Raw genomic sequence first — 24925 nt, 5'->3', positions numbered from 1 at the left:
ACTCAACTAAACGCCTAAATACCCGTTTAAGACTTCGGCCTTCGCCTTTAAGTCTGCTCTCTCAACTACCTCTACTATCAACCCACTTTCCACTACATAATGTCTGTCTGCAAGTTCAGCCGCAAACCTAAAGTTTTGCTCCACCAACACAATCGTAAAACCCTTGTTTCGTAATTTAGAAACTACCTCTCCAAGCTTTTCGACAATTACAGGTGCAAGCCCCTCGGTGATCTCATCTAGCAACAAAAGTTTGGCGCCTGTTCTTAAAATTCGAGCCATTGCTAACATTTGCTGTTCACCTCCAGAAAGCCTGGTGCCTGGACTGTTCCGCCTTTCATAAAGATTTGGAAACATCTCGTAAATTTCTTCTAACTCCATTCCACCAGAAGAAACTTTTGGTGGAAGCAGTAGATTTTCTTGGGCGTCTAGGCTGCCGAAAATTCCTCTCTCTTCTGGACAATAACCAATTCCCAGTCGAGCAATTTGATAGGTTGGGAGATCAACGGTGTCCACTCCAAAGATATTGATAACGCCCTTGCGCCTACTAGTCATACCTAAGATCGTTTTAAGAATAGTGCTTCTGCCCGCACCATTTCTACCTAAAAGCGTAACAACCTCGCCGTCGCGCACTGCAAAGTTGACGCCATGCAAAATATGGGACTCCCCATACCAGGACTCTAAATTTTTGACCTCCAGCGCCATACCACTCATAAATTGTCGCCCCCGTGGCTGCCCATATAGGCCTCAACTACCAGTGGATTTTTAGAAACCTCTTGGTAAGAGCCTTCTGCCAAAACGGCTCCGCGCTGAAGCACAGTAATCCGATCAGCAATCGATGCAACAACTTTCATGTTGTGCTCAACCATCAAAACAGTTCGGCCCTTAGCAACACGATTAATCAACTCTGTTACGCGCTCTACATCCTCATGCCCCATGCCTTGGGTCGGCTCATCTAAGAGCATTAACTCTGGTTCCATGGCTAGGGTGGTTGCAATTTCGAGTGCTCGCTTACGCCCATAGGCCAGGTTTAAGGTTTGCTCGTGCGCAAATTCCTCCAAGCCAACCTCATGAAGAAGCTCTAGGGCGCGATCATTCAGAACATTGAGGGAATCGCCAGACCTCCAAAAATAGAACTCTGTACCTAGCTCTCGCTGCAGTGCAACACGAACATTTTCTAAAACGGTTAAATGGGGGAAAACTGCTGAAATTTGAAAAGAGCGAATTATTCCGCGGCGGGCAATTAGGGCTGGGGCCTCGCTTGTAATATCCATGCCGTTAAATAGAATTTGGCCGCTGCTGGGCTCTAAAAATTTAGTGAGTAAATTGAAGCAAGTAGTTTTACCGGCTCCATTTGGGCCGATTAAGGCATGAATAGTGCCCCTGGTGACATCCAAATTCACGTCGGTGACCGCAGAAAATCCCTTAAAAGATTTGCCCAGTCCAATCGTTTTTAGTATTGTTTCTTGCACTCTCTCATGCCCTCTGCCCACTTTCGGAGCAAGATGTTGAGAATAACCCAAGATGGCCTCGCCTTATATAGCGATAACCCTAAATAAAGGTGTTTGATTAAGGGGTTTTGGTGATTTTTTGAAAGCCCTGAATTGCTACTTGTGCAGCGCTATCCAAAACATCCATTGGGATGCGCTGGGAGCCTTGGACGATCATTAGAGCATAGGGCTTTGCAAGGGCAGAAGCTTCGGAACACAAACGCAGCTCTTCCCCCTCTGCGGGCGACTGGCTGCGCCAATAATTAATTGCGGCCTCAAGCTCCTGAATGCTGACATACAACATATGCTATTGGGCGCCTACTTGCCCTTGAGTGCAAGCATGGTGCCACGACATTTCTTGGCACCACAGCGACACTCATAATCTTTTTTCATTTGCTTAGTGATGCGGCCCTCTATGTCGAGAGAGTAATCATAAAACAGCTCTTCACCAACCTTAAGATCGCGCTTGGCATAAATAAAGACGCGGGGCTCTCCCTTATAAATACCCTCTTTTGTCTCGCAGATTGGCCTACAAGAATGGTTGATCCAGCGGGCAGCATTGCCGCCATACTTTGCATCAATTACACGGCCATCATCCAAAGAAAAGTAAAAGGTATGGTTTGGATCCTTTTTATCATGGGGGTGGCGCTTGATCGCCAACTTCCAACTAATGCGCTCGCCTTTGTACTCAATAATGGCCTGACCTTTTTTGATTGGCTTTGCTACAAAAACACCCTTGCCATGAATGGGAGAGGATTTCACAACAATAGAAGACCGATCCACCTTGGGAGGTGTTATTTTTTTTGATTTCATATTTAAACGTCTAGGTTGCGCGCAATGAGTGCATTTTTTTCAATAAATGCTCGGCGAGGCTCAACCTCATCCCCCATCAATGTTGTAAAGACTTGATCTGCTGCAATAGCGTCTTCGATCTTCACTTGTAATAAGGTGCGTGAGCTGGCATCCATGGTGGTTTCCCACAGCTGCGATGGGTTCATCTCGCCCAAGCCCTTATAGCGTTGACGACTCAGAACGCGCTCAGCCTCTGACAACAACCAAGAGAATGCGGCCCTAAAGTCGCCAATAGTTTGTTCTTTTTGATTCTTGTCGGGATCGCCACGACGAACTTTTGAGCCCGGCAAAACTTTGCCCGACAAAACAGCGGCAGCATTAGCAAGACTCTGATAATCATCCCCATGGACAAAGTCAGAATTAATTGATGACAGCTTGAGGTTGCCATGGATGCGCCGCGATAACAACAATCTAAAGCGCTCAGTACGATCCTCTTTTTGCACAATGATTTCGGGTGGTAGAGCCAACGGGTTTAGTGATGCTGCCAAAGCAACCCTTAGGCGGTCAGCAGAATCATTTGCAGATTTCTCAGTATCTAAATTTAATTGGGTGCCCGAGGCAATTGCCCTCAACGCATCTTCGTCGATTGTGCGAGATAGGCGATCAACAATTGATTGAATAACTTGATAGTGTTTGGCCAGCTCGTTTAAGGCAGCGCCCTCAACTATTTCGCCGGTAGGTGTTTGTAGGGAAGCGGTTTCTAGTGCTATTTTTAGCAAGAGTTGATTAAGCTCCACATCATCTTTTATGTATTGCTCGCTCTTACCGAATTTCACTTTGTAAAGCGGTGGTTGCGCAATGTAAATGTGCCCGCGCTCAATTAACTCCGGCATCTGCCTATAAAAGAAGGTGAGTAGCAGTGTGCGGATGTGGCTACCGTCAACGTCAGCGTCGGTCATGATGATGATACGGTGATAGCGAAGTTTGTCCGCTTTATATTCTTCAATGCCGATGCCCGTCCCGAGAACGGTAATTAAGGTAACAACTTCTTGGCTCGCCAGCATTTTGTCAAAGCGGGCCTTTTCTACGTTCAGGATTTTTCCTTTTAAGGGGAGAATTGCCTGAAAGCGACGATCACGCCCTTGCTTGGCGGAGCCGCCGGCGGAGTCGCCCTCAACAATAAACAGCTCTGATTTGGTGGGGTCTTTTTCTTGGCAGTCGGCCAACTTTCCAGGAAGGCCAAGACCGTCCAACACACCCTTGCGTCTTGTCATGTCGCGAGCTTTGCGAGCGGCTTCGCGCGCTCGTGCAGCGTCGACAATTTTTCCACAAAGAATTTTTGCGTCTGCTGGGCGCTCTTGCAAATATGCCGAAAGCGCCTCTGCAACGATCTCTTCTATTGGCCCACGAACCTCACTAGAAACTAATTTATCTTTTGTTTGGCTTGAGAATTTTGGCTCTGGCACCTTGACTGATAGAACGCAAGTTAAGCCTTCCCGCATGTCATCACCAGAAATTTCTACCTTCGCTTTTTTAGCAACCTCATGCTCATCAATATACTTATTGATAACGCGGGTCATTGCTGCGCGCAGGCCTGTTAGATGTGTGCCGCCATCGCGCTGAGGGATGTTGTTTGTAAAACAAAGCACTTGTTCACTAAAGCTGTCATTCCACTGCATTGATACTTCAGCGGTAATTTGTCCACCAAGATCAGATGGGCGAACACCTTCCGCATAAAAAATGTTGGGATGTAAAACGTTTTTGGTTTGGTTGATGTACTCAACAAAACCTTTCACTCCACCCGAAAAGGCAAAGTCTTCTTCTTGGCCCGTGCGCTGATCAATTAGTTTGATGTGTACGCCATTATTTAAAAATGAAAGTTCGCGAATGCGCTTTACAAGAATTTCATAATGAAACTCTACGTTTCCAAAAATGGTCTCGTCAGCCAAGAAATGAACTTCTGTTCCCGATAGCTCTGTATCACCTGTAACGGTAATGGGAGATACAGCAACGCCGTTCTCCTCTTGAATATTGCGATTTTTAATAACGCCGCGCTCAAACTCCATATAGTGGGCTTTTCCGTCGCGACGAATGGTGAGTTTTAGCCATTTAGACAATGCGTTTACACAGCTTACGCCCACACCGTGCAGGCCGCCTGAAACCTTGTAGCTGTTTTGGTCAAACTTACCACCCGCATGAAGCTCGGTCATCACAATTTCAGCCGCGCTGCGCTTTGGCTCATGCTTATCGTCGTATTTAATCCCGGTTGGAACGCCACGTCCATTATCAACAATGGAGATAGAGTTGTCGGTTTGAATAACAACGGTAATTTCTGAGCAATAGCCAGCCAAGGCCTCGTCAATCGAGTTATCTAAAACCTCAAAAACTAGATGATGTAATCCTGTTCCGTCGGAGGTGTCTCCGATATACATTCCAGGGCGCTTACGTACAGCCTCAAGTCCCTCTAAGATTTGAATCGATGCGGCGCCGTACTGCTCTACTACTTTTTTTTCTTCAGTCATTTTTTTCTAAGTTAAATACGCATTGGCATCACGACATACTTAAAGCTCTCTGAGCCAGGCAGAGTAATTACGGCGCTACTATTTGCATCGCCCAAACTAATTTGAATTTTTTCGTTCTTTAGATTAGATAAAACATCCAATAAATAACTTACATTAAAGCCAATCTCTACAGTCTCGCCACTGTACTCGGTTTCAATCTCCTCTTGGGCCTCTTCTTGTTCGGCATTAGTAGATTGAACGGTGATACGGTTTGGTGATAAAGAAAAGCGAACACCTTTAAATTTATCTGTAGTTAGAATAGCTGCGCGCTGAAGCGCTGCTTGCAATACGTCACGACCAACAACCAGTGTATTTTTGTGTCCCTTAGGGATAACTCTTTGGAAGTCCGGGAACTTACCTTCGACTAACTTAGAAATTAATTCAATGTCTCCAAACGCAAACTTCACCTGGTTGGTTGTTAGGCTTATTTCCAAGGGCTCATCCGAATCCTCTAAAAGATGTTGGCACTCTAAAATAGTTTTTCGAGGAATAATAATTTCCTGTCTTTGCCCAAGGCCTGATGGTGCCTCGGCTAATTCAACTTGGGAGTAGGCAAGACGGTGGCCATCTGTTGCAACCGCCACAACCTCCTTACCCTCTACAACTAACAACATTCCATTTAGGTAGTAACGAATGTCCTGCTGCGCCATCGAAAAATGAACCTGGCTAATGAGCTGACGAAAACTTTTTTGCGACATCTTCCACGTAGCAGTAACTTCACCAACACTTTGCATTACTGGAAACTCAGCGGCCGATAGAGTTTGGAGTGAGAAACGGCTTTTGCCGCTCTGAACAACCATGCGGTTGTCTTTTAGGTTAAGAGAAACTGGGCCCTCTGGGAGTGCGCGCAAAATATCAAGCAGTTTTCTGGCGGCAACCGTTGTTGTTGCCTCTTCTGTACCAACACCAAAATTTGCGTTCGTGGTGATTTGAATTTCAATATCAGTTGAGATAAAAGAAACTTTTTCACCACTTTTTTTAAATAGTAGGTTTGCCAAAATTGGCAGCGTGTGTCTACGTTCAACAATTCCACTAACAACCTGCAGGGGTTTTAGTAAGTTATCGCGAGAAGTGTTAACGAGTTGCATTGCTTTTAAATCCTTGTATATATCTTATTAGTAGTAGTAATAAGGCTTCTTATTTTAGTGGATAAGTCAAAAAAGCCATATAAATCAGCGCATTGAAAGACAAAAAACCTGTGGAAAACCCCTGTATAAGTACCGCATAAAAAGTGAACAACTTTCTTTCAACATCCTATTTTTGCATGAAGCCCGGACTTTCCACAACTTATCCACATGCAATCCCCAAACTTATCCTATGGCTTATCCACACCCTTATCCACAAGTAAAAACTAAGCCTTTAAGGTTTGTTCAATAACATGAATTTCATGGTTTAGCTGCCCATCATGGGCCCTCTCCTCCGCTATCTTGCGAACCGCATGCAAAACAGTCGTGTGGTCCCTGCCACCAAAAAGCTCGCCAATCTCTGGAAGGCTTTTTTGGGTCAACTCTTTGGCCATAAACATGGCGATTTGGCGTGGGCGCGCAATATTGGCAGGCCGCTTTTTCGAGTACATATCAGCAACTTTAATGCTGTAAAAATCAGCAACAGACTTTTGAATATTTTCGACAGATATTTGACGGTTTTGTATTGAGAGGAGGTCCTTCAGTGCCACTCTAGCAACCTCAATGGTGACCTCGCGCCCGTGAAAGCGAACAAAGGCCAATATCTTTCGCAGCGCACCCTCAAGCTCGCGCACGTTTGAACGCAAATGCTTCGCCACAAAGAAAGCAACATCCTCACTCATGGGGATGCCCTCACTAATTGCCTTTTTCATCAAAATAGCAACTCGCATTTCCAGTTCTGGCGGCTCAATCGCTACCGTCAAACCAGAATCAAAGCGCGAAATTAAGCGATCATCAATACCAGCCATTTCTTTTGGGTAGGTATCACTGGTAATGATGACTTGGGCCTTGTTGCTAAGCAGTGCCTCAAAGGCATAGAAAAACTCTTCTTGAGTTCTCGACTTACCGCTAAAAAATTGAATATCGTCAATTAATAAAAGGTCTAGCGAGTGGTAGTAGCGCTTAAAGCGATCAAACGCTTTTTGTTGATAAGCGCGCACCACATCTGAGACATATTGTTCGGCATGTATATAGCGAATGCGGGCGTTGGGCTTCTCTTTTAAAAGGTGGTTGCCAATTGCATGAATTAGGTGGGTCTTGCCAAGCCCTACCCCACCATATAAAAACATGGGGTTGTATGAGCTACCGGGGTTATGCGCAACCTGAATTGATGCCGCCCTGGCAAGCTGGTTTGCTTTACCGGTAACAAAGGTTTCAAAGGTAAGGTTGGGGTTAAGTTTTGAGTGATCTTCAATTTCAAACGCACCCTCATCCAATGAGGCGGCAGTATCGACCACGCTATTTTGTTGGGCTGCAGGCGCCGAGACCTCCGGCGCTGCTGGAGCCACAACCGAGGGGGTGCCCGCCTCAAGGTCGAGGACAAAACTAACATTTATGGGCAGGCCAAAGTACTGTGTGGCCAGCTCTTGGAAGCGGTCTGCGAATGTTTTCTTAATCCAATCAAGCTTGAATCTGTTTGGGGCGCCAATGGTTAGTGAGTGGCCACTCTCATCAAAAGATACGAGTGTTAGGGGCTGAATCCATGTTTTAAACTGCTGGGGCGATAGCTCGCGGGAGAGCGCGCTAACAGCGCCATCCCAAAAACCCAAGGGGTTGATTGAATTCAAGGCGGCGGGATTTTGTAAGTTGCTCATATTTTTAGAGGATCCATTGTAGCGAGGCTACAAAGTTATCCACAAGCAACAAAAACGTGGAAAAACTGTGGATAACTTGTGTATAAAGCCAAAAAAGATATATAAATTAATGGTTTAAGCAAAAAACAGAAGCAAAATAGTGAAAAACACCTATATATTCATCGAGATAGATTGACCTTTTGCTCTGCAACAAGGAAAATAATTGGTTTTCCCGGGATATATCATGAAAAGAACCTACCAACCATCAGTAACACGTCGTAAGCGTACACACGGTTTTCGTGTTCGTATGAAAACCAAAAGCGGCCGCGCAGTATTAAACGCACGCCGTGCAAAAGGCCGCAAGCGTTTGGCCGTTTAATTTAGCCATTGAATAGCGCCAGGATTTCTGAATTATTAAAAATACACCCTAAAACGAGTTTGTTTTGGGGTATGTATGTTGCGCCCATTCAAGAGGGGTGCAAACCAGATTTAGGTGTTGCGGTAGCTAAAAAATTAGCAAAAAGAGCGGTTGACCGCAACCGCCTAAAGAGAATGATTCGCGAGCTAGTTTGGACTGCGCAAGCCAACACCCTAAACAAAGATGTGGTGGTCAGGCTAAAAAAACCAATTGGTCGCCAAACTCGGGGCAAGCTCAGAAAAAAAGAAAAAGAACTTCTGCGCTGTCAGATCTTGGGGTTAATTTAAAGTGCGATTTTTAAACAATGCCGCAACAAAGCTGGTAAAAATTTATCAACTGGCTTTGAGCCCCTACCTAGGTATGCATTGTAAATATGTACCAAGTTGCTCTCAATATGCCTGCGACTGCTTCAATCATTATGGATTTATTAAAAGCTTAGGCCTGGTTGTTTGGCGCATTCTGCGCTGTAACCCATGGTCACACGGTGGTTATGATCCTGCGGTAAAACAAACAACTCATTAATTTAAGTGAATGCAAATGGACTTTAAAAAAACAATTCTTTGGGCAGTGTTCTCGATGTCGGGCCTAATGCTCTATAGCAATTGGCAGGTTTATGAGGGCAAACCATCTTTATTTGGCGGAACGCCCGCCAGTGCACCAGCGCCTTCCGAAAAGCCCACCAGAAATAACAAGGCAGATCTACCAACTCAAATATCGGGTGCGCCAGTAATCACCGCAACACCCGCTGTTGCTTCGGGCCCAATTGAGGGCGCCGAGAAATTCACATTAAAAAATGATGTATTGGTATTAGAAATTAGTGCAAATGGCGCTAATGTCATCGACGCAAAATTGCTGAAAGCGTTGACCGCAGAAAATAAACTGATTGAGCTATTTCAATACACACCAAACCACAAATATTTTGCACGCTCTGGCTTGATTTCTCTCAATAACAATGATTTGCCAAACCACACCAGCACATTCAAGTTAACCCAGTCTGGTAAAGACGGTGCTGGACGACCTTTTCTTACACTTGCTAGCGATCGCAACGGGGTTAGGTTAGAAAAAACTTTCAGCCTCAATGCTGGAAGTTATGTTGTTGAGGTTGATCACCGCGTTACCCAGTCAAGCAGTAACGCTACTCCCTTGGTTCTCTACACAGAGCTAGTGCGCGACGGTAGTCAAGAGCAAAAAATTGGCCCGTTTGATGGCGCTTTTTCAGCAAGCACATTTACTGGCCCGGCTGTTTATACCGACAAAGAAAAATTCAACAAACTAGAATTTACAGCGATTGATAAAAATAAAATCACTACCCCAACCCAAGTCCCTGCCGGAGATCCGGGCTGGATTGCAATGGTGCAGCATTATTTTGCTGGCGCATGGATTCCAAGTGATAAATTTGCACGCGATATTTATGCTGGAAAAATTGATAACGGCCTATATCGCATAGGCATGCAAACACCGCTTGGTGTAGTCGCTCAAGGCTCAACGGTTGTTGAAAAATCCCGCCTCTTCGTTGGACCACAAGAGGAAAGTGTTCTAGAAACGATTGCTCCCGGCTTTGAGTTACTTAAAGATTACGGTTACCTGACCATTTTGGCAAAACCCATTTTTTGGCTCTTGGAAAAAATCCATGGCTATGTTGGCAATTGGGGTTGGTCAATTATTCTCCTCACAGTTTTGATCAAGCTAGTATTCTTCCCTCTCTCGGCCGCAAGCTATAAATCTATGGCGCGCATGAAAGAAGTGCAGCCACGACTAATGGCCATGAGAGACCAATATAAGGGCGACCCTCAGAAGTTAAATCAAGCGATGATGGAGATGTATCGCAAAGAGAAAATCAATCCACTAGGAGGATGTTTGCCGGTGGTGGTTCAGATCCCAGTATTTATTGCTTTGTATTGGGTGTTGTTGTCTTCCGTTGAGCTGCGTGGCGCCCCTTGGATCTTGTGGGTACACGACCTATCTTTGCCAGATACTTCAATTAGTGACCTCTTGGGCTTTACGCAGCACTTCCCGGTCGGAATTTTGCCGATCATCATGGCTATTTCGATGTATGTGCAAACCAAACTCAATCCAACGCCACCTGATCCTATTCAGGCTAAGGTGATGATGTACATGCCAATCATATTTTCGGTGATGTTCTTTTTCTTCCCGGCTGGCTTAGTGTTGTACTGGGTGGTGAATAACCTGTTGTCGATTGCACAGCAATGGCAGATTAACCAAATGTTCGGAAAAAAAGAAGCCAAGTAATTTTTGATGGCATAGCATTCAATGAAAAAGGCACAGCAATGATGACCAGAAAGTTGCCCATCATTGCTGTAGCTACCGCTCCGGGTAAGGCGGGTGTTGGGGTTGTGCGCATTAGTGGACAAAACCTAAGCGCAATTACAAAAGCACTTTTTCAAAAAGTACTTTCTCCGCGACAAGCAAACTTGCTCACCTTACGTGATGCTGGCGGTCAAACTATCGACCAACTCATTGCGATTTATTTTGTAGCGCCAGCATCATATACGGGTGAAGATGTTTTAGAGCTGCAATGTCATGGTGGACCACAACTTCTCGAGCTAGTAATGAAGAGGTGCCTCGAGCTCGGCAAAGCAGAGGGCTTGGTGATTGCAGAGCCTGGCGAATTTACACTTCGCGCTTATTTGAATAACAAAATTGATTTAGCCCAGGCCGAAGCGATTGCTGATTTAATTGATGCACAGAGCGAGGCTGCAGTGCGTGGTGCCGCCAGATCACTGCAGGGCATCTTTTCAGAGAGCATTAACGATCTAATCGAAGAAATTACACAGTTACGTATTTTGGTTGAATCTACCTTAGATTTTCCCGAAGAAGAAATTGAGTTTTTGGAGAATGCGCAAGCACACGAACGTTTGGCCGCAGTTAAACAAAAACTACAGACCTTACGCAGTGAAGCTAAGCAGGGAAAAATTTTGCGCGACGGCATTCAGCTGGTTTTGGCAGGCGCCCCCAACGTGGGGAAGAGCTCTTTGCTCAATAGGCTTGCTGGCGAAGAGGTGGCAATTGTCACCCCCATTGCGGGCACTACACGTGATCGGGTGAAGGAAAGCATTACCATCCAGGGCGTACCGATGCACATTATCGATACAGCCGGCTTGCGAGAAACGGATGACTTGGTCGAAGCAAAAGGCATTGAAAGATCCTGGGATGCCATTCGTTTGGCAGACCTCGTCATTTTTTTGACCGACCCCAGCTCTGGTGAGGATGGCCTGAAAGAACAAATTCTGCGAGTGCTGCCCCCAAAGTGCCCCGTTTTAGAGGTGCTTAATAAATCAGATTTGATGGCATCAGGCTCTGTTGCCCCTCCAAAAGACGCTATTTGCATTTCAGCCAAGACTGGCGATGGGGTTGAGGCCTTAAAACGGAGGATATTAGAGATAGTAGGCTGGAATGGCTCACAAGAAGGGGTAATTGTCGCTAGACGAAGGCATTTAGACTGCCTGGAGCGAGCATCGGAGCATATTACAAGATCGGAGCAGTTCGCTGCAAATGGCAACAGTTCGCTAGAATTGTTCGCTGAAGAGCTGTTTTTAGCACAAAATCACCTTGGACAAATCACTGGAAAATTGCTCCCAGACGACCTTTTAGGCAAAATTTTTAGTCAATTCTGTATTGGCAAATAAGGGCCTTTTTGCCGTCGCTTAAAGGGCCAAATATCCCCAAAATGATAAAATTGTTGGATTAAAAAATTAAATTTTCATGGGTAAATATATGACTACAGCAACTACTGACCAAATTGATGCGAATGCGCCAGCTTACGTAAAAAACAAGCAATTGATAGAGTGGGTTGGCGAGATGGCTGCTCTTACTAAGCCAGATGCAATTCGCTGGTGTGATGGCTCCCAGGCTGAATATGACGAATTTTGTGAGCTCCTGGTGAAGGCTGGAGTATTTAAGCGCTTAAACCCAAGCAAGCGCAAAAACTCATTTTTAGCCCTTTCAGACCCAGAGGATGTAGCGCGAGTCGAAGACCGAACGTTTATTTGCTCTGCAAAAAAAGACGATGCTGGCCCCACCAATAACTGGGTGGAGCCAAGCGAAATGCGTGCAACACTAAACCCTTTGTTTGATGGCTGCATGCGCGGCAGAACAATGTATGTTGTGCCATTCTCCATGGGCCCAATAGGATCCCCGATTGCTCACATTGGTGTTGAGCTCTCCGACAGCCCTTATGTTGCAATCAATATGCGCCTGATGACCCGCATGGGCAGAGCTGTGATTGATCAGCTGGGCGCTAATGGCGAGTTCGTGCCCTGTGTCCATACTGTTGGCAAGCCCCTAGCCGCTGGCGAAAAGGACGTTGCTTGGCCAAACAACAAGACTAAGTACATTGTTCATTATCCAGAAACCCGTGAGATCTGGTCGTTTGGGTCTGGTTACGGAGGCAATGCATTGTTAGGTAAAAAATGTTTTGCACTGCGTATCGCATCCAATATGGGTCGCGAACAAGGTTGGTTAGCAGAGCATATGTTGATCTTGGGAGTAACTTCACCCGAGGGCAAAAAACATCACATTGCCGCTGCATTCCCATCGGCTTGCGGCAAAACTAATTTCTCTATGATGATTCCACCCAAAGGATTTGATGGCTGGAAGGTCACTACGATTGGTGATGACATTGCATGGATCAAGCCGCGTAAAGATCCGGTTACTGGCAAAACCCGTTTGTTTGCAATTAACCCGGAGTCCGGTTACTTCGGTGTAGCGCCTGGCACAAATCGTCAGACCAATCAAAACTGTATCGACTCTTTAAATCAGGACGTGATTTTCACGAACGTTGGTTTGACTGACGATGGTGATGTTTGGTGGGAAGGCTTGACAGAAACCCCGCCAGCCCATTTGATTGACTGGCAAGGCAAAGACTGGACTCCAGCAGATGGTGCCGCAGGTCGCAAAGCTGCACATCCAAATTCACGTTTTACTGTTGCTGCCACCAACAACCCAGCTGTTGATCCTAAATGGGACGATCCAGAAGGCGTTCCAATTGATGCATTCTTGTTTGGCGGCCGTCGCTCAAACACGGTGCCTTTGGTTAGTGAGGCGCGGGATTGGGTTGAGGGTGTTTACATGGCTGCTACCCTTGGCTCAGAAACGACCGCAGCGATCACTGGTCAAATTGGTGTCGTGCGTCGCGACCCGTTTGCGATGATCGCATTTGCTGGCTACAACATGAGCGACTATTTTCAGCATTGGCTCAATATCGGCAAGAAGTTAGAGGCCGAAGGCGCCGTTTTGCCTAAGATTTATTGCGTTAACTGGTTCCGCAAGGATGAGAATGGCAAATTTGTTTGGCCAGGCTTTGGCGAAAACATGCGCGTGCTTTCTTGGATTTTGGAGCGAGCACAAGGAAAGGCAGAAGGCAAAGAAACGCCTTTTGGCATTTGCCCAGAGCACGGCGATATCCATTGGAATGGCCTAGATTATTCAGCCGAGAAATTTGCTAAAGCCATTCATGTTTCCGTTGATGACTGGAAGAACGAGTTGAAGCTTCACACCGAATTATTTGATCATCTTGGCGATCGCTTACCAAAAGAGCTCAAAGAAACTCGCGCGAAAATTGAACAGCGCTTAAACGCTTAAGCTTTTTTCTAATTAGTTAAATGACCAAACCCCAACACCATGAAATAGTGGTGATAGGGGCAGGCATTTGCGGCGCAACCATCGCAAATGAGTTGCTCCAACGTGGCAAATCTGTATGTATTGTTGATGCTGCATCATCTGCCGCTACCGCCTGTTCAAGTCATGCATATGCTATTGCGCATCCACACATAGGTATAGGATCACCGCGTTTATTGCGCTTAACGCGCATCGCCTTTTTGTTGGCTGAGGCTAGATGGGGCAAGGCCTGGAACCAGCACGGTATTTTTCAGCCCAGCAAAAAAGACAAACACTTTGACCGAGTAGAAGTTGCCAATTATTTGAAGTCATTAGGCCTTGATGAAGATATTGCGGTTGCTTTAGATGCCCAAGAAGCAGAAAAAATTTGTGGCATTAAACAAAATGGAGTGTGGCTTTCTCGCGGAGCATCCTTAAGCATATTTGAGGCGAGCAATGCACTACTGCAAGAGCAACAGCATTTAACTTGTTTATGGAACACGCGTGTCGCAAAACTCGAACAAGCTAATGGCAAATGGCTTTTATTGAATGAGGCTGATGAAGTCATTCTTACTGCAGATAAGGTGGTGGTTGCAACGGCAATGGATAGCAAGGTTTTAATGAGCAGTATCGGAATAAAGTTGCCCTTAAAACCTGTGCGTGGACAACTCAGTATTTTTTCAATCAAAAAAGATGATGCTTGGGCATCAAAATTACCGCGAGTTGGAATATCGGGCGATGGCTATTGTCTTCCTGCCCAGCATCTTGAGGACGGTAGCTATCGTTGGATGGTTGGCTCTAGTTTTGATGAGGGCGAAGATGATCTGGGCTCAAGAGACAGCAGCGATGCATTCAATCGTGAGCAAGCACAAGGCTTGCTTGCTTATTCTGAAGGAGATCTCAAGGGGCTAATTAAGGCTGGCGATTTTGTTGGGGTGCGCTGCGTTGCCGGCGATCGCTTGCCGATCATTGGCGCGCTTACTCAAAGACCAGGAATCTTTTTAGCTACCGCTTTGGGCTCACGAGGTATTTTATGGTCAGCGCTAGCAGCCAAGCTGATTACCGCTCAGCTGCTAGATGATGACTTTGCTTTGCTTGCGCGCTTGGGCTTTGCAGCAGACTTAGTTGCTGCACTAGCCCCCGCACGTTTCTTTGCCGGAGCTTTAGCCGTACCTGCAGCTTTGGCTTCAAACTCAAAACCAATTTTGCCATCAGCGCCTAAGGCTAAATAGGCCTTAAAGCCACGACCAGTTCGGTTTGATTTGAAGTTGGTCAAGAGGTCAGTCTTACCTTCTGTCAGCAGTTTTTGCACCTGCTCAGGTGAAATTTCTTGTTGCAAAACTACCTTGCCTGTTTTGAAATCACACGTTTTGCTTGGCCCAGTATTTTTCTCGCAAAGGTAACGCATGCCATCTTCATATACTGCGCCAGAACATTTTGGACAAGCACCCAAAGCCAGGCGACCCGTGAAATCGATTGCCTCAGTTTCTTCATCTTGAGTGTTGCCAAAATCAAACTCAAGCTTGAAGCCCGCATTTGGATAGTCAGCATCATCTTCTGGAATTTCGCTTAACTTAATAATGGCAGCAAATGGGCGACCTATTTTGCTGCGGAAGCCTTGCAGAGGTCCGATTGTTTTCTCACGCAGCAATTCTTCTACTTCAGGATATTCAAACGCCCGCCCGCCCGGAGTTTTACTGATCGTAAAGCCACACTTTTCACAAGCAAAGCGACGATAGTTTTCTTTCACCGAGCCCTTACAGTGCGGGCATGGTGTGGTCAGCGTTGCATAGTCGCCCGGAATAGTATCGCTGTCATATTCCTTGGCGCGTTTGACGATACGCTGAGTCATTTGTGCAATTTCTTGCATGAAGGTATCGCGATTCATTTTGCCCTGCTCAATGAGAGAGAGCTTGTTTTCCCAGCTACCAGTCAAGTCAGGGCGGGTTAGTTCTTCAACATCTAGGCCGCGCAATAAAGTCATTAATTGAAACGCTTTTGCTGTGGGGATGAGTTCACGCGCTTCGCGCACGATATATCTTTCAGCAAGCAAGCCTTCGATAATTGCAGCTCGCGTTGCAGGTGTTCCCAAACCTTTCTCTGCCATAGCCTCGCGCATGTCATCATCATCAACCCATTTGCCGGCGCCCTCCATTGCCGACAGCAAGGTTGCTTCTGTGTATCGTGCAGGCGGCTTTGTTTTTAGTGGCACCGCTGCGATCGATTCGCTTTGAACGGCCTCGCCCTCTTGTACTGGCACTAACTCATCATCGGCTTGATTCGACTTGCCGTAGACAGTTAGGAAGCCAGGATTAACTAGTACACGACCCTCGGTTTTGAAATGGTGCCCTGAAGCCTCGGTAATTCGGGTGGTAACCTTGAATTCTGCGGCAGGATAAAAGACTGCCAAGAAGCGCCGCACCACTAAGTCATATAACTTTGCCTCTGGCTCACTAAGGGTCTTGGGTGTTTCCAGGGTTGGAATGATGGCAAAGTGATCTGAAATTTTAGAGTTATCAAAGATGCGTTTGTTTGGTTTGATCCAACCATAACCCGCTTTTGATTTTGGGTCTTTCGGGTCGCCCGTCAGAATTTGTTTGGCAAACGCACGATAGTCTTGAGAGTTTTCTGCAAGAATTTCCATGGTTTGTTTAACGGTATCTAAATAGTCCTCTGGCAGTGCTTTTGCATCGGTACGGGGATACGTTAAAACTTTATGACGTTCATAAAGTGCTTGCGCAAGACCTAAAGTATTTTTTGCAGAAAAACCAAAACGGGCATTTGCTTCACGCTGTAAGCTGGTGAGGTCAAAAAGCTGCGGGGCAAGCTGGGTTGCTGGCTTGGAATCCTCTGTAACACTTGCTTTTTTATCGCGACATGCCGCAACAATGCTTTGCGCTGCAGCCTCACTCCAGAGGCGATTCTCACGTGCATCTGGTTCGGCGATATCTTTCTTGAATTTAGGGTCAAACCAGCGACCCTCATAAACTCCAGCAGCAGCAATAAATTCCGCTTTTACTTCCCAATAGTCTTTGGAAATAAACTTACGAATGAGTTCTTCTCGCTCGACCACAATCGAGAGGGTTGGGGTTTGAACGCGACCCACGGTGGTTAAAAAGAAGCCACCACTCTTGCTGTTAAATGCAGTCATGGCACGAGTGCCATTAATGCCAACTAGCCAGTCAGCTTCTGAGCGGCAACGTGCTGCATCAGCAAGCGGTTGCATATCTACATCAGTGCGTAAGTTTGCAAAGCCATCACGAATTGCTGCTGGTGTCATTGACCGGAGCCACAAACGCTTGACGCTTTGCGATGCTTTGGCATGTTGTGCAATTAAGCGGAAGATCAGCTCGCCTTCGCGTCCCGCGTCACATGCATTAATTAGGGAGGTGATGTCTTTACGCTTGATGAGTTTTTGCAAAACCTTCAGGCGCGATTCTGTTTTTACAATCGGCCGCAAATCAAAATAGGGGGGCACTACCGGCAGGTTGGCGAAAGACCATTTGCCGCGCTTAACGTCATACTCTTCTGGCGCCGCAATTTCTAAGAGATGTCCAACTGCAGAGGAGATAACGAAGTCATCGCTTTCAAAATAGTCCTCATGCTTAGTAAAGCCACCCAGGGCCTTGGCAATGTCATTAGCCACAGACGGCTTCTCCGCAATGACGAGGGTCTTTGGGTGATCCACAGATGCGGTCTTGGTGCTGCTTTTAGTAGATACTTTAGCCACGCGTTTGCCTAAATTTGAGCCTGAAATGATGTTTCTAATAGAAAAAAGATGAACAATTTAAACCAAATCAGGGTTTGGTCAATTGCTTACCCCCTTTTTTATTATTAACCGATAAATTGGGAAAAGTCCAAAAAGGTCAACTTTTCGACTATACAGAGACCCCCCCTTAAGGCCGTTTATGGGGAAAAAACCGCATTTAAACCCTTTTAAATAGGGGTTTTCTCAAAAAACCAACTCTTCTAGCACTTCTTTGGGGTTACGCACCAGTTTTGCGCCTTGCTGAATGAGAAGGTGGCAGCCGCTAGAAAGGGGGTGACGAATCGACCCTGGCACAGCAAAAACCTCTCTTCCCAGCTCTGATGCAAGCCTTGCTGTGATGAGGGAGCCCGATTTTTCGGCTGCTTCAATCACAACGACGCCAATTGATAGCGCTGCAATAATCCGGTTGCGCCTAGGGAAATGACATGATTTGGGCGGGGCGCCCAAGGGCAGCTCAGAGACTAAAAGTCCTTGATTTCTGATGTTTCTGGCTAAATCAAGATGTTCTTTGGGGTAAATCACGTCCAGGCCGGTCCCACACACTGCCATGGTGAGGTGCTTGGTGCCGAGCCCAAGGGTTGCTTGATGGGCAGCCCCATCAATGCCCCTTGCAAGCCCTGAGACAATCAGCAAGCCTGCTTGCGAGAGCTCCTTGGCAAAAGCGGCGGCGTTTTTAAGGCCCTCAGTGCTAGCCTTGCGAGAGCCCACAATGGCAATCATGGGGGTTTTGAGTAAGCCAAGATCCCCGTCTATATATAGACGCTCAGGCGGATCATACAAATCATTAAGACGGGGCGGGTATTTTTCATCGCCCCTAGCAATACAAGAGATTTGGTTTGGTTTTGGAAATGGATGCATAAAAAGATTTTGATCTTCAGGGGAATTACCGCAATCAGGACAGACTGATTGCTCTGTTAGATAATTCCTAGATGGCTTTGTTAAACGTCCTTTGTTACCCAGACCCGCGCTTAAATCAGGTTGCTAAACCGGTAGCGCAAGTGGATGCGCGCATAAAAAAAATCGTTGCTGATATGGCCGACACAATGTATGAGGCCCCAGGGGTTGGCCTAGCTGCAACCCAGGTTGATATTCACGAGCGCATTGTCGTTATCGACATATCAGAAGACCAAAATGATTTGAAGGTTTTTATTAATCCAGAAATTATTTGGTCAAGCCCTGAAAAAAAATCCTGGCGCGAAGGCTGTCTTTCGGTTCCCGATTTTTATGATGAAGTTGAAAGGCCATCACAAGTTCGAGTGAAGGCCTTAGATATTGATGGAAAAGAGTTCGAGCTTGATGCAGATGGTTTATTGGCGGTCTGTTTACAACATGAGCTTGACCATTTACAGGGTAAGGTATTTGTTGCGTATTTGTCGATACTCAAGCGAACTCGTATTTCTCAAAAACTAAAAAAGCGCGCCAAAGAGTTTGCGGGTGAGCGCTAGGCGCTGCCGATGAAAATTGTATTTGCTGGAACCCCTGAGTTTGCGGCGTGCGCAATGCGCGCAATTGATGATGCAGGCTATGAAATTGTTCTTGCGCTGACCCAGCCCGATCGCCGTGCAGGAAGGGGCATGCACTTACAAGCAAGCCCAGTAAAAGAGTTTGCATTAGAAAAAAATATTCCCCTACTTCAGCCGGAGACCCTTAAGCGCAATAGCGCCGATCCCGAAAAACAAGCTCAGGCTCTAGAAGCATATCGGCAATTATCCGAAATCGATTTTGATGCCATGGTGGTAGTTGCTTATGGGCTTATCCTGCCACAAGATGTTTTAGATATTTCGCAGCAGCCCGGAAGAAGCGGCAGTTTTAATATTCACGCATCCTTATTGCCGCGTTGGCGTGGCGCTGCTCCGATACAGCGAGCGATTGAGTCGGGCGACACAAAAACGGGCATTTGTATTATGCAAATGGATGTCGGTCTTGATACGGGCGATACGGTCCTTGTTAGTGAGCTTGATATTGCGCCTGAAGAAACCAGCAGTAGCCTGCATCATCGATTGGCAGAATTAGGCGCCCAATCAATTGTGGAAACGCTAAATTGTTTGCAAGTAGGCAAAGCTTTAGTGCGCACCCCGCAAGCAACAAACGGCGTAACTTATGCAGAAAAAATATTAAAGAGCGAAGCAGAAATTGACTGGAACTTGAGTGCCCAAGAAATTGATCGACGGATTCGGGCCTTTAACCCTTTTCCTGGCGCCACTAGTAATGCCCAAGAGCTCGAGATCAAATTTTGGAACTCTCGTATTCCAAAAGCGGGCGCTGTTAGCGCAACTGGACATCCCGGCGAACTATTAGGCCTTAGTGAAAACGGCGCCTATATTCAGTGCGGGCAGGGAGCGATAGAAATTTTAGAAATGCAAAAGCCGGGTGGCAAGAAGATGCCTGCCAGTATTTGCTTGCAGGTGTTTACTTTCCGTGAACAAGTATTGCGCTTTCATAAAAAGGAGTAGGAATGTTTAATTTCGCAAAAACTGCTATTTTGATGGCAGCAATTACTGCATTGTTTATTGTGGTTGGCGGCATGTTAGGTGGCGAGCAAGGAATGTTGATGGCTTTGTTGCTCGCAGTTGGCATGAACTTTTTTAGCTACTGGTTTTCCGACACCATGGTGTTGAAGATGACAAATGCTCAGCAAGTTGATGAGCGGTCTGCGCCCCAGTTTTATGCATTGGTAAAAGAGCTTGCAGATAGAGCTGGTTTACCAATGCCCAAAGTTTTTTTAATTGATGAAGACGCGCCTAACGCCTTTGCAACAGGACGAAACCCTGAGAACGCTTCAGTAGCAGCTACCACGGGCATTCTTAAGATTTTGTCTAATCGCGAGTTGCGTGGTGTGATGGCTCACGAGCTAGCGCATGTGCAGCACCGCGACATTTTGATTTCAACCGTTGCGGCAACGATGGCAGGCGCAATTTCAGCCCTTGCTAACTTTGCAATGTTTTTTGGTGGGCGTGACTCCGAAGGTAGACCCCACAATCCGATCGCCAGTTTATTGGTTGCTATCTTGGCGCCGATTGCCGCAAGTTTGATTCAAATGAGTATTTCGCGAGCAAGAGAATATGAGGCAGATCGTGGCGGAGCAGAGATTAGCGCCGATCCCGAGGCTTTGGCCCATGCGCTAGAGAAAATACATAACTATGCACAAGGCATGCCATTTAGAGCAGTAGAGCAGCACCCAGAAACGGCGCAAATGATGATCCTAAATCCCTTAAGCGCTGGCGGCCTTGCGCAATTATTTTCAACCCATCCACCTACTGAGGAGCGGGTAGGGCGCCTGATGGCTATGGCAAAAACCGGGTCATACCCCAGAGCAAATTCAGTTGACTGATAAAAAAACGTCGCTTAGTCTTCCACTTTCTGAGGCAATCACTATTGCTGCTCAGGCTGTCGGTGAGGTAATGAGTGGGAGGTCGCTAACGGAGGTTTTGGATGAATTAGAGCCCCATGAGCGCCCTATTGTGCAAAGCTTAAGCTTTGACGCTTTGCGTAAATGGGTGCGATCGCATGAGCTCATCAAACAATTTATCCCAAAGAACCCCCCTCCAGAGGTAGATCATTTGTTGAGCGTTGCTATTGCGCTGTTCTTAAATGAAAACGCAGACGGCAAGGGCTATGCAGCTCACACTATTGTTGATCAAGCTGTCAGTGCCTGTGACAATTACGATAAGACCATGTATGCCAAAGGCTTGGTGAACGCGGTACTTCGCAAGGTAAGCCTTGTCGTTCAGCCAGCAGATGGCGAAACCCGTTTTGCGCCAGACCCTATTCCAATGTTTGTTCCGCCTTGGTGGCGCGCTAATCTAAAGCGGCATTACTCAAAGACATGGCAATCGATTCTGTTTGCACAAGCAAAGCGGGCGCCATTAATTTTGCGTGTCAATCAAAAACAATATTCACGAGATCAATATCAAGCCTTGTTAAGCGAGAGTGGAATTACATCCGCTCCAGTCGAGGAAGTTGCTGGGGTAAAGCTGGCTGCAGCTTTGGTATTGTCTAGCCCGGTCCCGGTTTCAGATCTACCAGGTTTTTATGCTGGCGCAGTCTCGGTTCAAGATGCTGGAGCACAGTTGGCAGCAGCCCTCTTAAGTCCTCAGTCAGGTGAGCGAGTTTTGGATGCTTGTGCGGCGCCTGGCGGCAAGACTGCGCATTTACTCGAGTTGGCTAATTGTGAGATGGTGGCTTTGGAGCTTGACGGCGAGCGCCTTAGTAAAGTCAGCGGTAATTTAGATCGCTTGCGTTTGCATTCTGACAAAGTACAGGTGCTGCGGGGCGACGCTTCAAAAGCAACTTGGTGGGACGGCCGCCCTTTTGACAAAATCTTGCTCGATGCGCCATGTTCCGCCTCAGGCATTGTGGCTAGACACCCAGATATACCCTTTCTAAGACGCGAGGCTGATATCAAGTCCTTGCAGCAAAAGCAGCGCGGAATCTTGGAGCAGGCCTGGAAAATGTTGAAGCCGGAAGGTCTCATGCTCTACGTTACTTGCTCGGTATTTCCCGAGGAGGGAGAGGAGCAGGCCATTTGGTTTGCTGCCCAGCATGGCAATGCGTTACGATTAGGCGCTCCAGGACAGATTCTGCCGACTGACGTAAGCGACGGTTTTTACTATGCTTTGTTTAAGAAGAATGGGCAATGAGCCAAAGAATTAAACAATACCTCTTTTTATGCTTGATGGCGCTGACTGTATTTTCAATAAATGCAAGCGCAGAAGGAATCAAAATCAAATCCTTTGAGTTAGAGAGGGTAGATACTGATTGGCTTATGAATGCCACTTTTCAGATTGAACTTTCTCCCGATCTTGAGGATGCGGTTCAAAAAGGTGTAGTGCTTTACTTTCAAACAGAGTTTGATTTAACGCGCTCGCGTTGGTATTGGTTTGATGAAAAACCTGTGATTATTCAGAGACAAACCCGACTGTCTTACCAGCCCCTAACTCAACAATATCGAATTGCTTCAGAGGGATTTACATTTTCCGCACAGACAATTTCAGAGGCCTTGCAAGTAGTTGGTGGTGTTGGTGGTTGGCGCGTAATTGATAATAGTCAGTTAGATGTAGGCAAGTCATATATAGCGTCTCTGCGGATGGCTTTAGATTTGACCAAGCTACCCAAGCCCTTCCAAGTGAATGCCTTAAATAACCGTCAGTGGAATGTTTCTAGCGATTGGCTGCGCATTCCCTTTTCACCATCTGGCCCGAATCTCATCAAGCGATGAAAGTATTTTCAACACTGTTTCAGAGCACTTTTTTTACATCCAAAGTCTGGAGAAAGAAGGCGATTCCCATTTCTATAGGTGTTATTGGCGTATTTGCTTTGTTTCTTCTGGTTTTACTATCGATCGCATCATCCAATACAGATTTTTTTGATAAATATTTTATTTGGCTTTATGCAGCCAATGTCGTTATTGGAGCTTGCTTAACTCTAGTGATTTTGATTTTGGTAACAGTGATTGGTATTCGTTGGTACAGAGGACATTTTGGTACTCGCTTGATTGCCAAGCTTGCAATGATTTTTGCTTTGGTTGGCGTTGTCCCGGGCTTGATTTTGTACGGCGTCTCACTGCAGTTCGTGTCACGCAGCATTGAAACTTGGTTTGATGTGAAGGTTGAATCAGCGCTGAACTCTGGTCTAGAGTTGGGGCGTGTGACCTTGCAAATTGCCCAAGAAGAGATTTTAGCTGAGGGAAAATTTATTGCGGAACAGGTTGTTCAGGTTCCCCCGGGCGCGAGCTCTGACCAGGTTGGCGTGATGATTATGAAGATTCGTAATCAATTTGGCATTCAAGAGGTTACCCTGTTTAATGTACAGCGCAATTTGATTTTGACTAGCGAGCTAAGGCCCAAAAAATATTTACCTGCACCCAACGCTGAAATAGTGGCTGAAGCTTTTAAAAAGAAAGGCATTGCCTTTTTAGATCAAGTCGAAATAGAAGGTGGACAGCAGGGCTATCAAGTAAGGGCTGTCGTACCGATTGTGCGCAAGAAGAGCGGCCTTAGTAAACAAGACGGCAACAAAGATGCAGAGGATCGATATTTCTTACAATTAGTGCGCACTATCCCGACTCCATTGGCTAAAAATATTTTTGCAGTTGAGTCTGCCTACACTGAATATCAAGAGAAATCTTTAGGGCGTACTGGTTTGCGAAAAATGTTCGTTGGTACGTTAACGCTCACCTTATTTTTTGCCTTATTTGTTGCTGTCACCCTGGCCTTATTGTTGGGCCGCCAATTGGCTCGCCCACTATTAATGTTGCTCAAAGGAACCCAGGCCGTTGCGCAAGGCGATTTATCTCCAAAGCCCGAGTTAGATACTGGAGATGAGCTGGGAATGTTGACTCGTCAGTTCAATCTGATGACCCGGCAACTTGCCGATACACGTAACTCCCTGCAAGAATCAAAGGCTTTCCTAGAGAAGGTTCTAGGCAACCTCACTGCAGGCGTTTGCATTTTTGATAAGCGCTATAACGTGGTATCCAGCAACGCAGGCGCAGACCGTATTTTTGCGCAAGACCTGACCCATTTAGATGGTAAGCCGTTAAGCAGTAATCCGGCACTTGCTGAGTTTGAGGGCGCCATTAAAGAGGGCTTTGCAACAATGCGGCTTGCGGTTACCAATGAAGGCGCTCCTACCTCCCAGGGCACGCTTAAGGCTGCTCCCGTTTGGCAAAAGCAAATTCAACTACACACGACTAATGAATTTGAGAATGAGTTAGGCGCTACTTTATTTGTTCGCGGTACAGAGTTAACTGAAGATTTGCGCATGGTGGTGTTTGATGACATCACTGATGTAGTCAGTGCACAAAGATCCATTGCTTGGAGTGAGGTTGCAAGGCGCCTAGCCCATGAAATCAAAAATCCACTTACCCCAATTCAGTTATCGGCTGAACGTTTGCAGCACAAGCTTGCTGGCAAACTGACTCCCGAGCATGAAGAAATGATCAATCGCAGCACCGAAACCATTATTGGTCAGGTACAAGCGATGAAGGAGATGGTGAATGACTTTAGAGATTTTGCTAAAACACCTGCGCCACAGCTTAAACCCCTGTCTATCAATACGCTCACCTCAGAAATCCTGGGTCTGTATGAGGGAAGTCCATTGCGCACCCAGCTAGATCCACATTGCCCAGACATTATGGGCGACCCTACCCAACTCAGGCAGGTGATACATAATCTATTGCAAAACGCTCAAGATGCAACTCTGGAGGGCCCGCATCCTGGCGAAGCAGTCGAAGTAAAAACAGAGCTAGTTCCCTATGGAGAGCACAATGGCATAGAGCAAAAGGCAGTGCGATTAACAATAAGCGATTCTGGGGTAGGATTTCCAGCTAAGATATTGGTAAGAGCATTTGAGCCTTATGTCACAACAAAGAGCAAGGGTACGGGATTGGGTTTGGCAGTCGTTAAAAAAATTATTGATGATCACTCTGCCAAAATTGAAATACGAAATCGTATGCATGGAGCTGAAGTAGTTGGTGCGCAGGTATCAATATTGTTTATGAATTTAGCAAAAGAGGCAGCCTAA

General features: G+C 46.4%; 20 protein-coding genes and 2 pseudogenes. 13 read left to right on the top strand and 9 right to left on the bottom strand.

All coding sequences use genetic code 11. The features are described 5' to 3' along the window. Positions 1 to 6: 6 nt before the first annotated feature. The 7 genes from ICN31_RS09005 to dnaA all read right to left on the bottom strand — a co-directional run bounded on the left by ICN31_RS09005 (position 7) and on the right by dnaA (position 7619). On the bottom strand, positions 7 to 711 hold the full coding sequence (locus ICN31_RS09005; RefSeq protein ID WP_216260574.1) for an ABC transporter ATP-binding protein: 705 nt from the start codon (positions 709 to 711) through the stop codon (positions 7 to 9). Next, positions 708 to 1469: an ATP-binding cassette domain-containing protein gene (locus ICN31_RS09000; RefSeq protein ID WP_216260883.1), complete on the bottom strand. Its 762-nt coding sequence runs from the start codon at positions 1467 to 1469 to the stop codon at positions 708 to 710. The genes ICN31_RS09005 and ICN31_RS09000 overlap by 4 nt, the downstream gene beginning before the upstream one ends. A gap of 97 nt (positions 1470 to 1566) precedes the next feature. After that, complete coding sequence (locus ICN31_RS08995) at positions 1567 to 1791, bottom strand: DUF3717 domain-containing protein (RefSeq protein WP_216260573.1); 225 nt, start codon at positions 1789 to 1791, stop codon at positions 1567 to 1569. A gap of 14 nt (positions 1792 to 1805) precedes the next feature. Further along, complete coding sequence (locus ICN31_RS08990) at positions 1806 to 2300, bottom strand: SET domain-containing protein (protein WP_216260572.1); 495 nt, start codon at positions 2298 to 2300, stop codon at positions 1806 to 1808. Positions 2301 to 2302: 2 nt separating this feature from the next. Next, the gene (gyrB, locus tag ICN31_RS08985) at positions 2303 to 4801 is read right to left on the bottom strand and encodes a DNA topoisomerase (ATP-hydrolyzing) subunit B (protein ID WP_216260571.1); all 2499 of its coding nucleotides are present in this window, start codon (positions 4799 to 4801) and stop codon (positions 2303 to 2305) included. 11 nt (positions 4802 to 4812) lie between these two features. Then, positions 4813 to 5928: a DNA polymerase III subunit beta gene (gene dnaN, locus ICN31_RS08980; protein WP_216260570.1), complete on the bottom strand. Its 1116-nt coding sequence runs from the start codon at positions 5926 to 5928 to the stop codon at positions 4813 to 4815. 263 nt (positions 5929 to 6191) lie between these two features. Beyond that, complete coding sequence (gene dnaA / locus ICN31_RS08975) at positions 6192 to 7619, bottom strand: chromosomal replication initiator protein DnaA (protein ID WP_216260567.1); 1428 nt, start codon at positions 7617 to 7619, stop codon at positions 6192 to 6194. A gap of 223 nt (positions 7620 to 7842) precedes the next feature. Here dnaA and rpmH point away from each other — a divergent pair, with 223 nt between their 5' ends. The 7 genes and pseudogenes from rpmH to mnmC all read left to right on the top strand — a co-directional run. Beyond that, positions 7843 to 7977, top strand: a complete 135-nt coding sequence (gene rpmH / locus ICN31_RS08970) for a 50S ribosomal protein L34 (RefSeq protein ID WP_082784010.1) — start codon at positions 7843 to 7845, stop codon at positions 7975 to 7977. Positions 7978 to 7985: 8 nt separating this feature from the next. Next, entirely contained in the window at positions 7986 to 8303 is a 318-nt protein-coding gene (gene rnpA, locus ICN31_RS08965) for a ribonuclease P protein component (RefSeq protein ID WP_255530953.1), read from the top strand. A gap of 1 nt (position 8304) precedes the next feature. Continuing rightward, positions 8305 to 8538 (top strand): membrane protein insertion efficiency factor YidD, encoded by a 234-nt coding sequence (yidD, locus tag ICN31_RS08960; protein WP_216260565.1) that lies wholly within the window; start codon positions 8305 to 8307, stop codon positions 8536 to 8538. Between the two features lie 15 nt (positions 8539 to 8553). Further along, positions 8554 to 10266 carry a membrane protein insertase YidC gene (yidC, locus tag ICN31_RS08955; protein WP_216260563.1) on the top strand — a complete coding sequence of 571 codons (1713 nt, stop codon included), beginning with the start codon at positions 8554 to 8556 and terminating at the stop codon, positions 10264 to 10266. 41 nt (positions 10267 to 10307) lie between these two features. Further along, positions 10308 to 11663: a tRNA uridine-5-carboxymethylaminomethyl(34) synthesis GTPase MnmE gene (gene mnmE, locus ICN31_RS08950; protein WP_216260877.1), complete on the top strand. Its 1356-nt coding sequence runs from the start codon at positions 10308 to 10310 to the stop codon at positions 11661 to 11663. An 88-nt stretch (positions 11664 to 11751) separates the two neighbouring features. Beyond that, on the top strand, positions 11752 to 13617 hold the full coding sequence (locus tag ICN31_RS08945; RefSeq protein ID WP_216260561.1) for a phosphoenolpyruvate carboxykinase (GTP): 1866 nt from the start codon (positions 11752 to 11754) through the stop codon (positions 13615 to 13617). Between the two features lie 20 nt (positions 13618 to 13637). Continuing rightward, positions 13638 to 14639: pseudogene (gene mnmC, locus ICN31_RS10650) on the top strand (FAD-dependent 5-carboxymethylaminomethyl-2-thiouridine(34) oxidoreductase MnmC); the annotation flags it as partial. A 59-nt stretch (positions 14640 to 14698) separates the two neighbouring features. Here mnmC and ICN31_RS08940 read toward each other — a convergent pair. Further along, the gene (locus ICN31_RS08940; protein ID WP_370624314.1) at positions 14699 to 17362 is read right to left on the bottom strand and encodes a DNA topoisomerase III; all 2664 of its coding nucleotides are present in this window, start codon (positions 17360 to 17362) and stop codon (positions 14699 to 14701) included. Positions 17363 to 17596: 234 nt separating this feature from the next. Next, positions 17597 to 18259 (bottom strand): annotated as a pseudogene (dprA, locus tag ICN31_RS08935) (DNA-processing protein DprA); the annotation flags it as partial. A gap of 71 nt (positions 18260 to 18330) precedes the next feature. On the opposite strand from dprA, the gene def reads away from it, so the two are divergent. From def to ICN31_RS08905, 6 genes are read left to right on the top strand one after another with little or no spacing between them, the layout of a single operon-like run. After that, positions 18331 to 18846 carry a peptide deformylase gene (gene def / locus ICN31_RS08930; protein ID WP_088525559.1) on the top strand — a complete coding sequence of 172 codons (516 nt, stop codon included), beginning with the start codon at positions 18331 to 18333 and terminating at the stop codon, positions 18844 to 18846. A 9-nt stretch (positions 18847 to 18855) separates the two neighbouring features. Beyond that, the gene (gene fmt / locus ICN31_RS08925) at positions 18856 to 19854 is read left to right on the top strand and encodes a methionyl-tRNA formyltransferase (RefSeq protein WP_216260559.1); all 999 of its coding nucleotides are present in this window, start codon (positions 18856 to 18858) and stop codon (positions 19852 to 19854) included. Between the two features lie 2 nt (positions 19855 to 19856). After that, complete coding sequence (gene htpX / locus ICN31_RS08920) at positions 19857 to 20732, top strand: zinc metalloprotease HtpX (protein ID WP_216260557.1); 876 nt, start codon at positions 19857 to 19859, stop codon at positions 20730 to 20732. Beyond that, complete coding sequence (rsmB, locus tag ICN31_RS08915; protein ID WP_216260555.1) at positions 20725 to 22041, top strand: 16S rRNA (cytosine(967)-C(5))-methyltransferase RsmB; 1317 nt, start codon at positions 20725 to 20727, stop codon at positions 22039 to 22041. Before htpX ends, rsmB begins: the two co-directional genes overlap by 8 nt. Then, a complete protein-coding gene (locus ICN31_RS08910; RefSeq protein WP_255530952.1) occupies positions 22038 to 22619 on the top strand; it encodes a DUF4390 domain-containing protein in 582 nt (193 codons plus the stop codon). Before rsmB ends, ICN31_RS08910 begins: the two co-directional genes overlap by 4 nt. Beyond that, positions 22616 to 24925: an ATP-binding protein gene (locus tag ICN31_RS08905; RefSeq protein WP_216260552.1), complete on the top strand. Its 2310-nt coding sequence runs from the start codon at positions 22616 to 22618 to the stop codon at positions 24923 to 24925. The genes ICN31_RS08910 and ICN31_RS08905 overlap by 4 nt, the downstream gene beginning before the upstream one ends.

It is taken from the genome of Polynucleobacter sp. UB-Piko-W3 (genome assembly GCF_018881635.1).
GTDB lineage: Bacteria > Pseudomonadota > Gammaproteobacteria > Burkholderiales > Burkholderiaceae > Polynucleobacter.
This window is presented reverse-complemented; position numbering and strand designations above follow the sequence as displayed.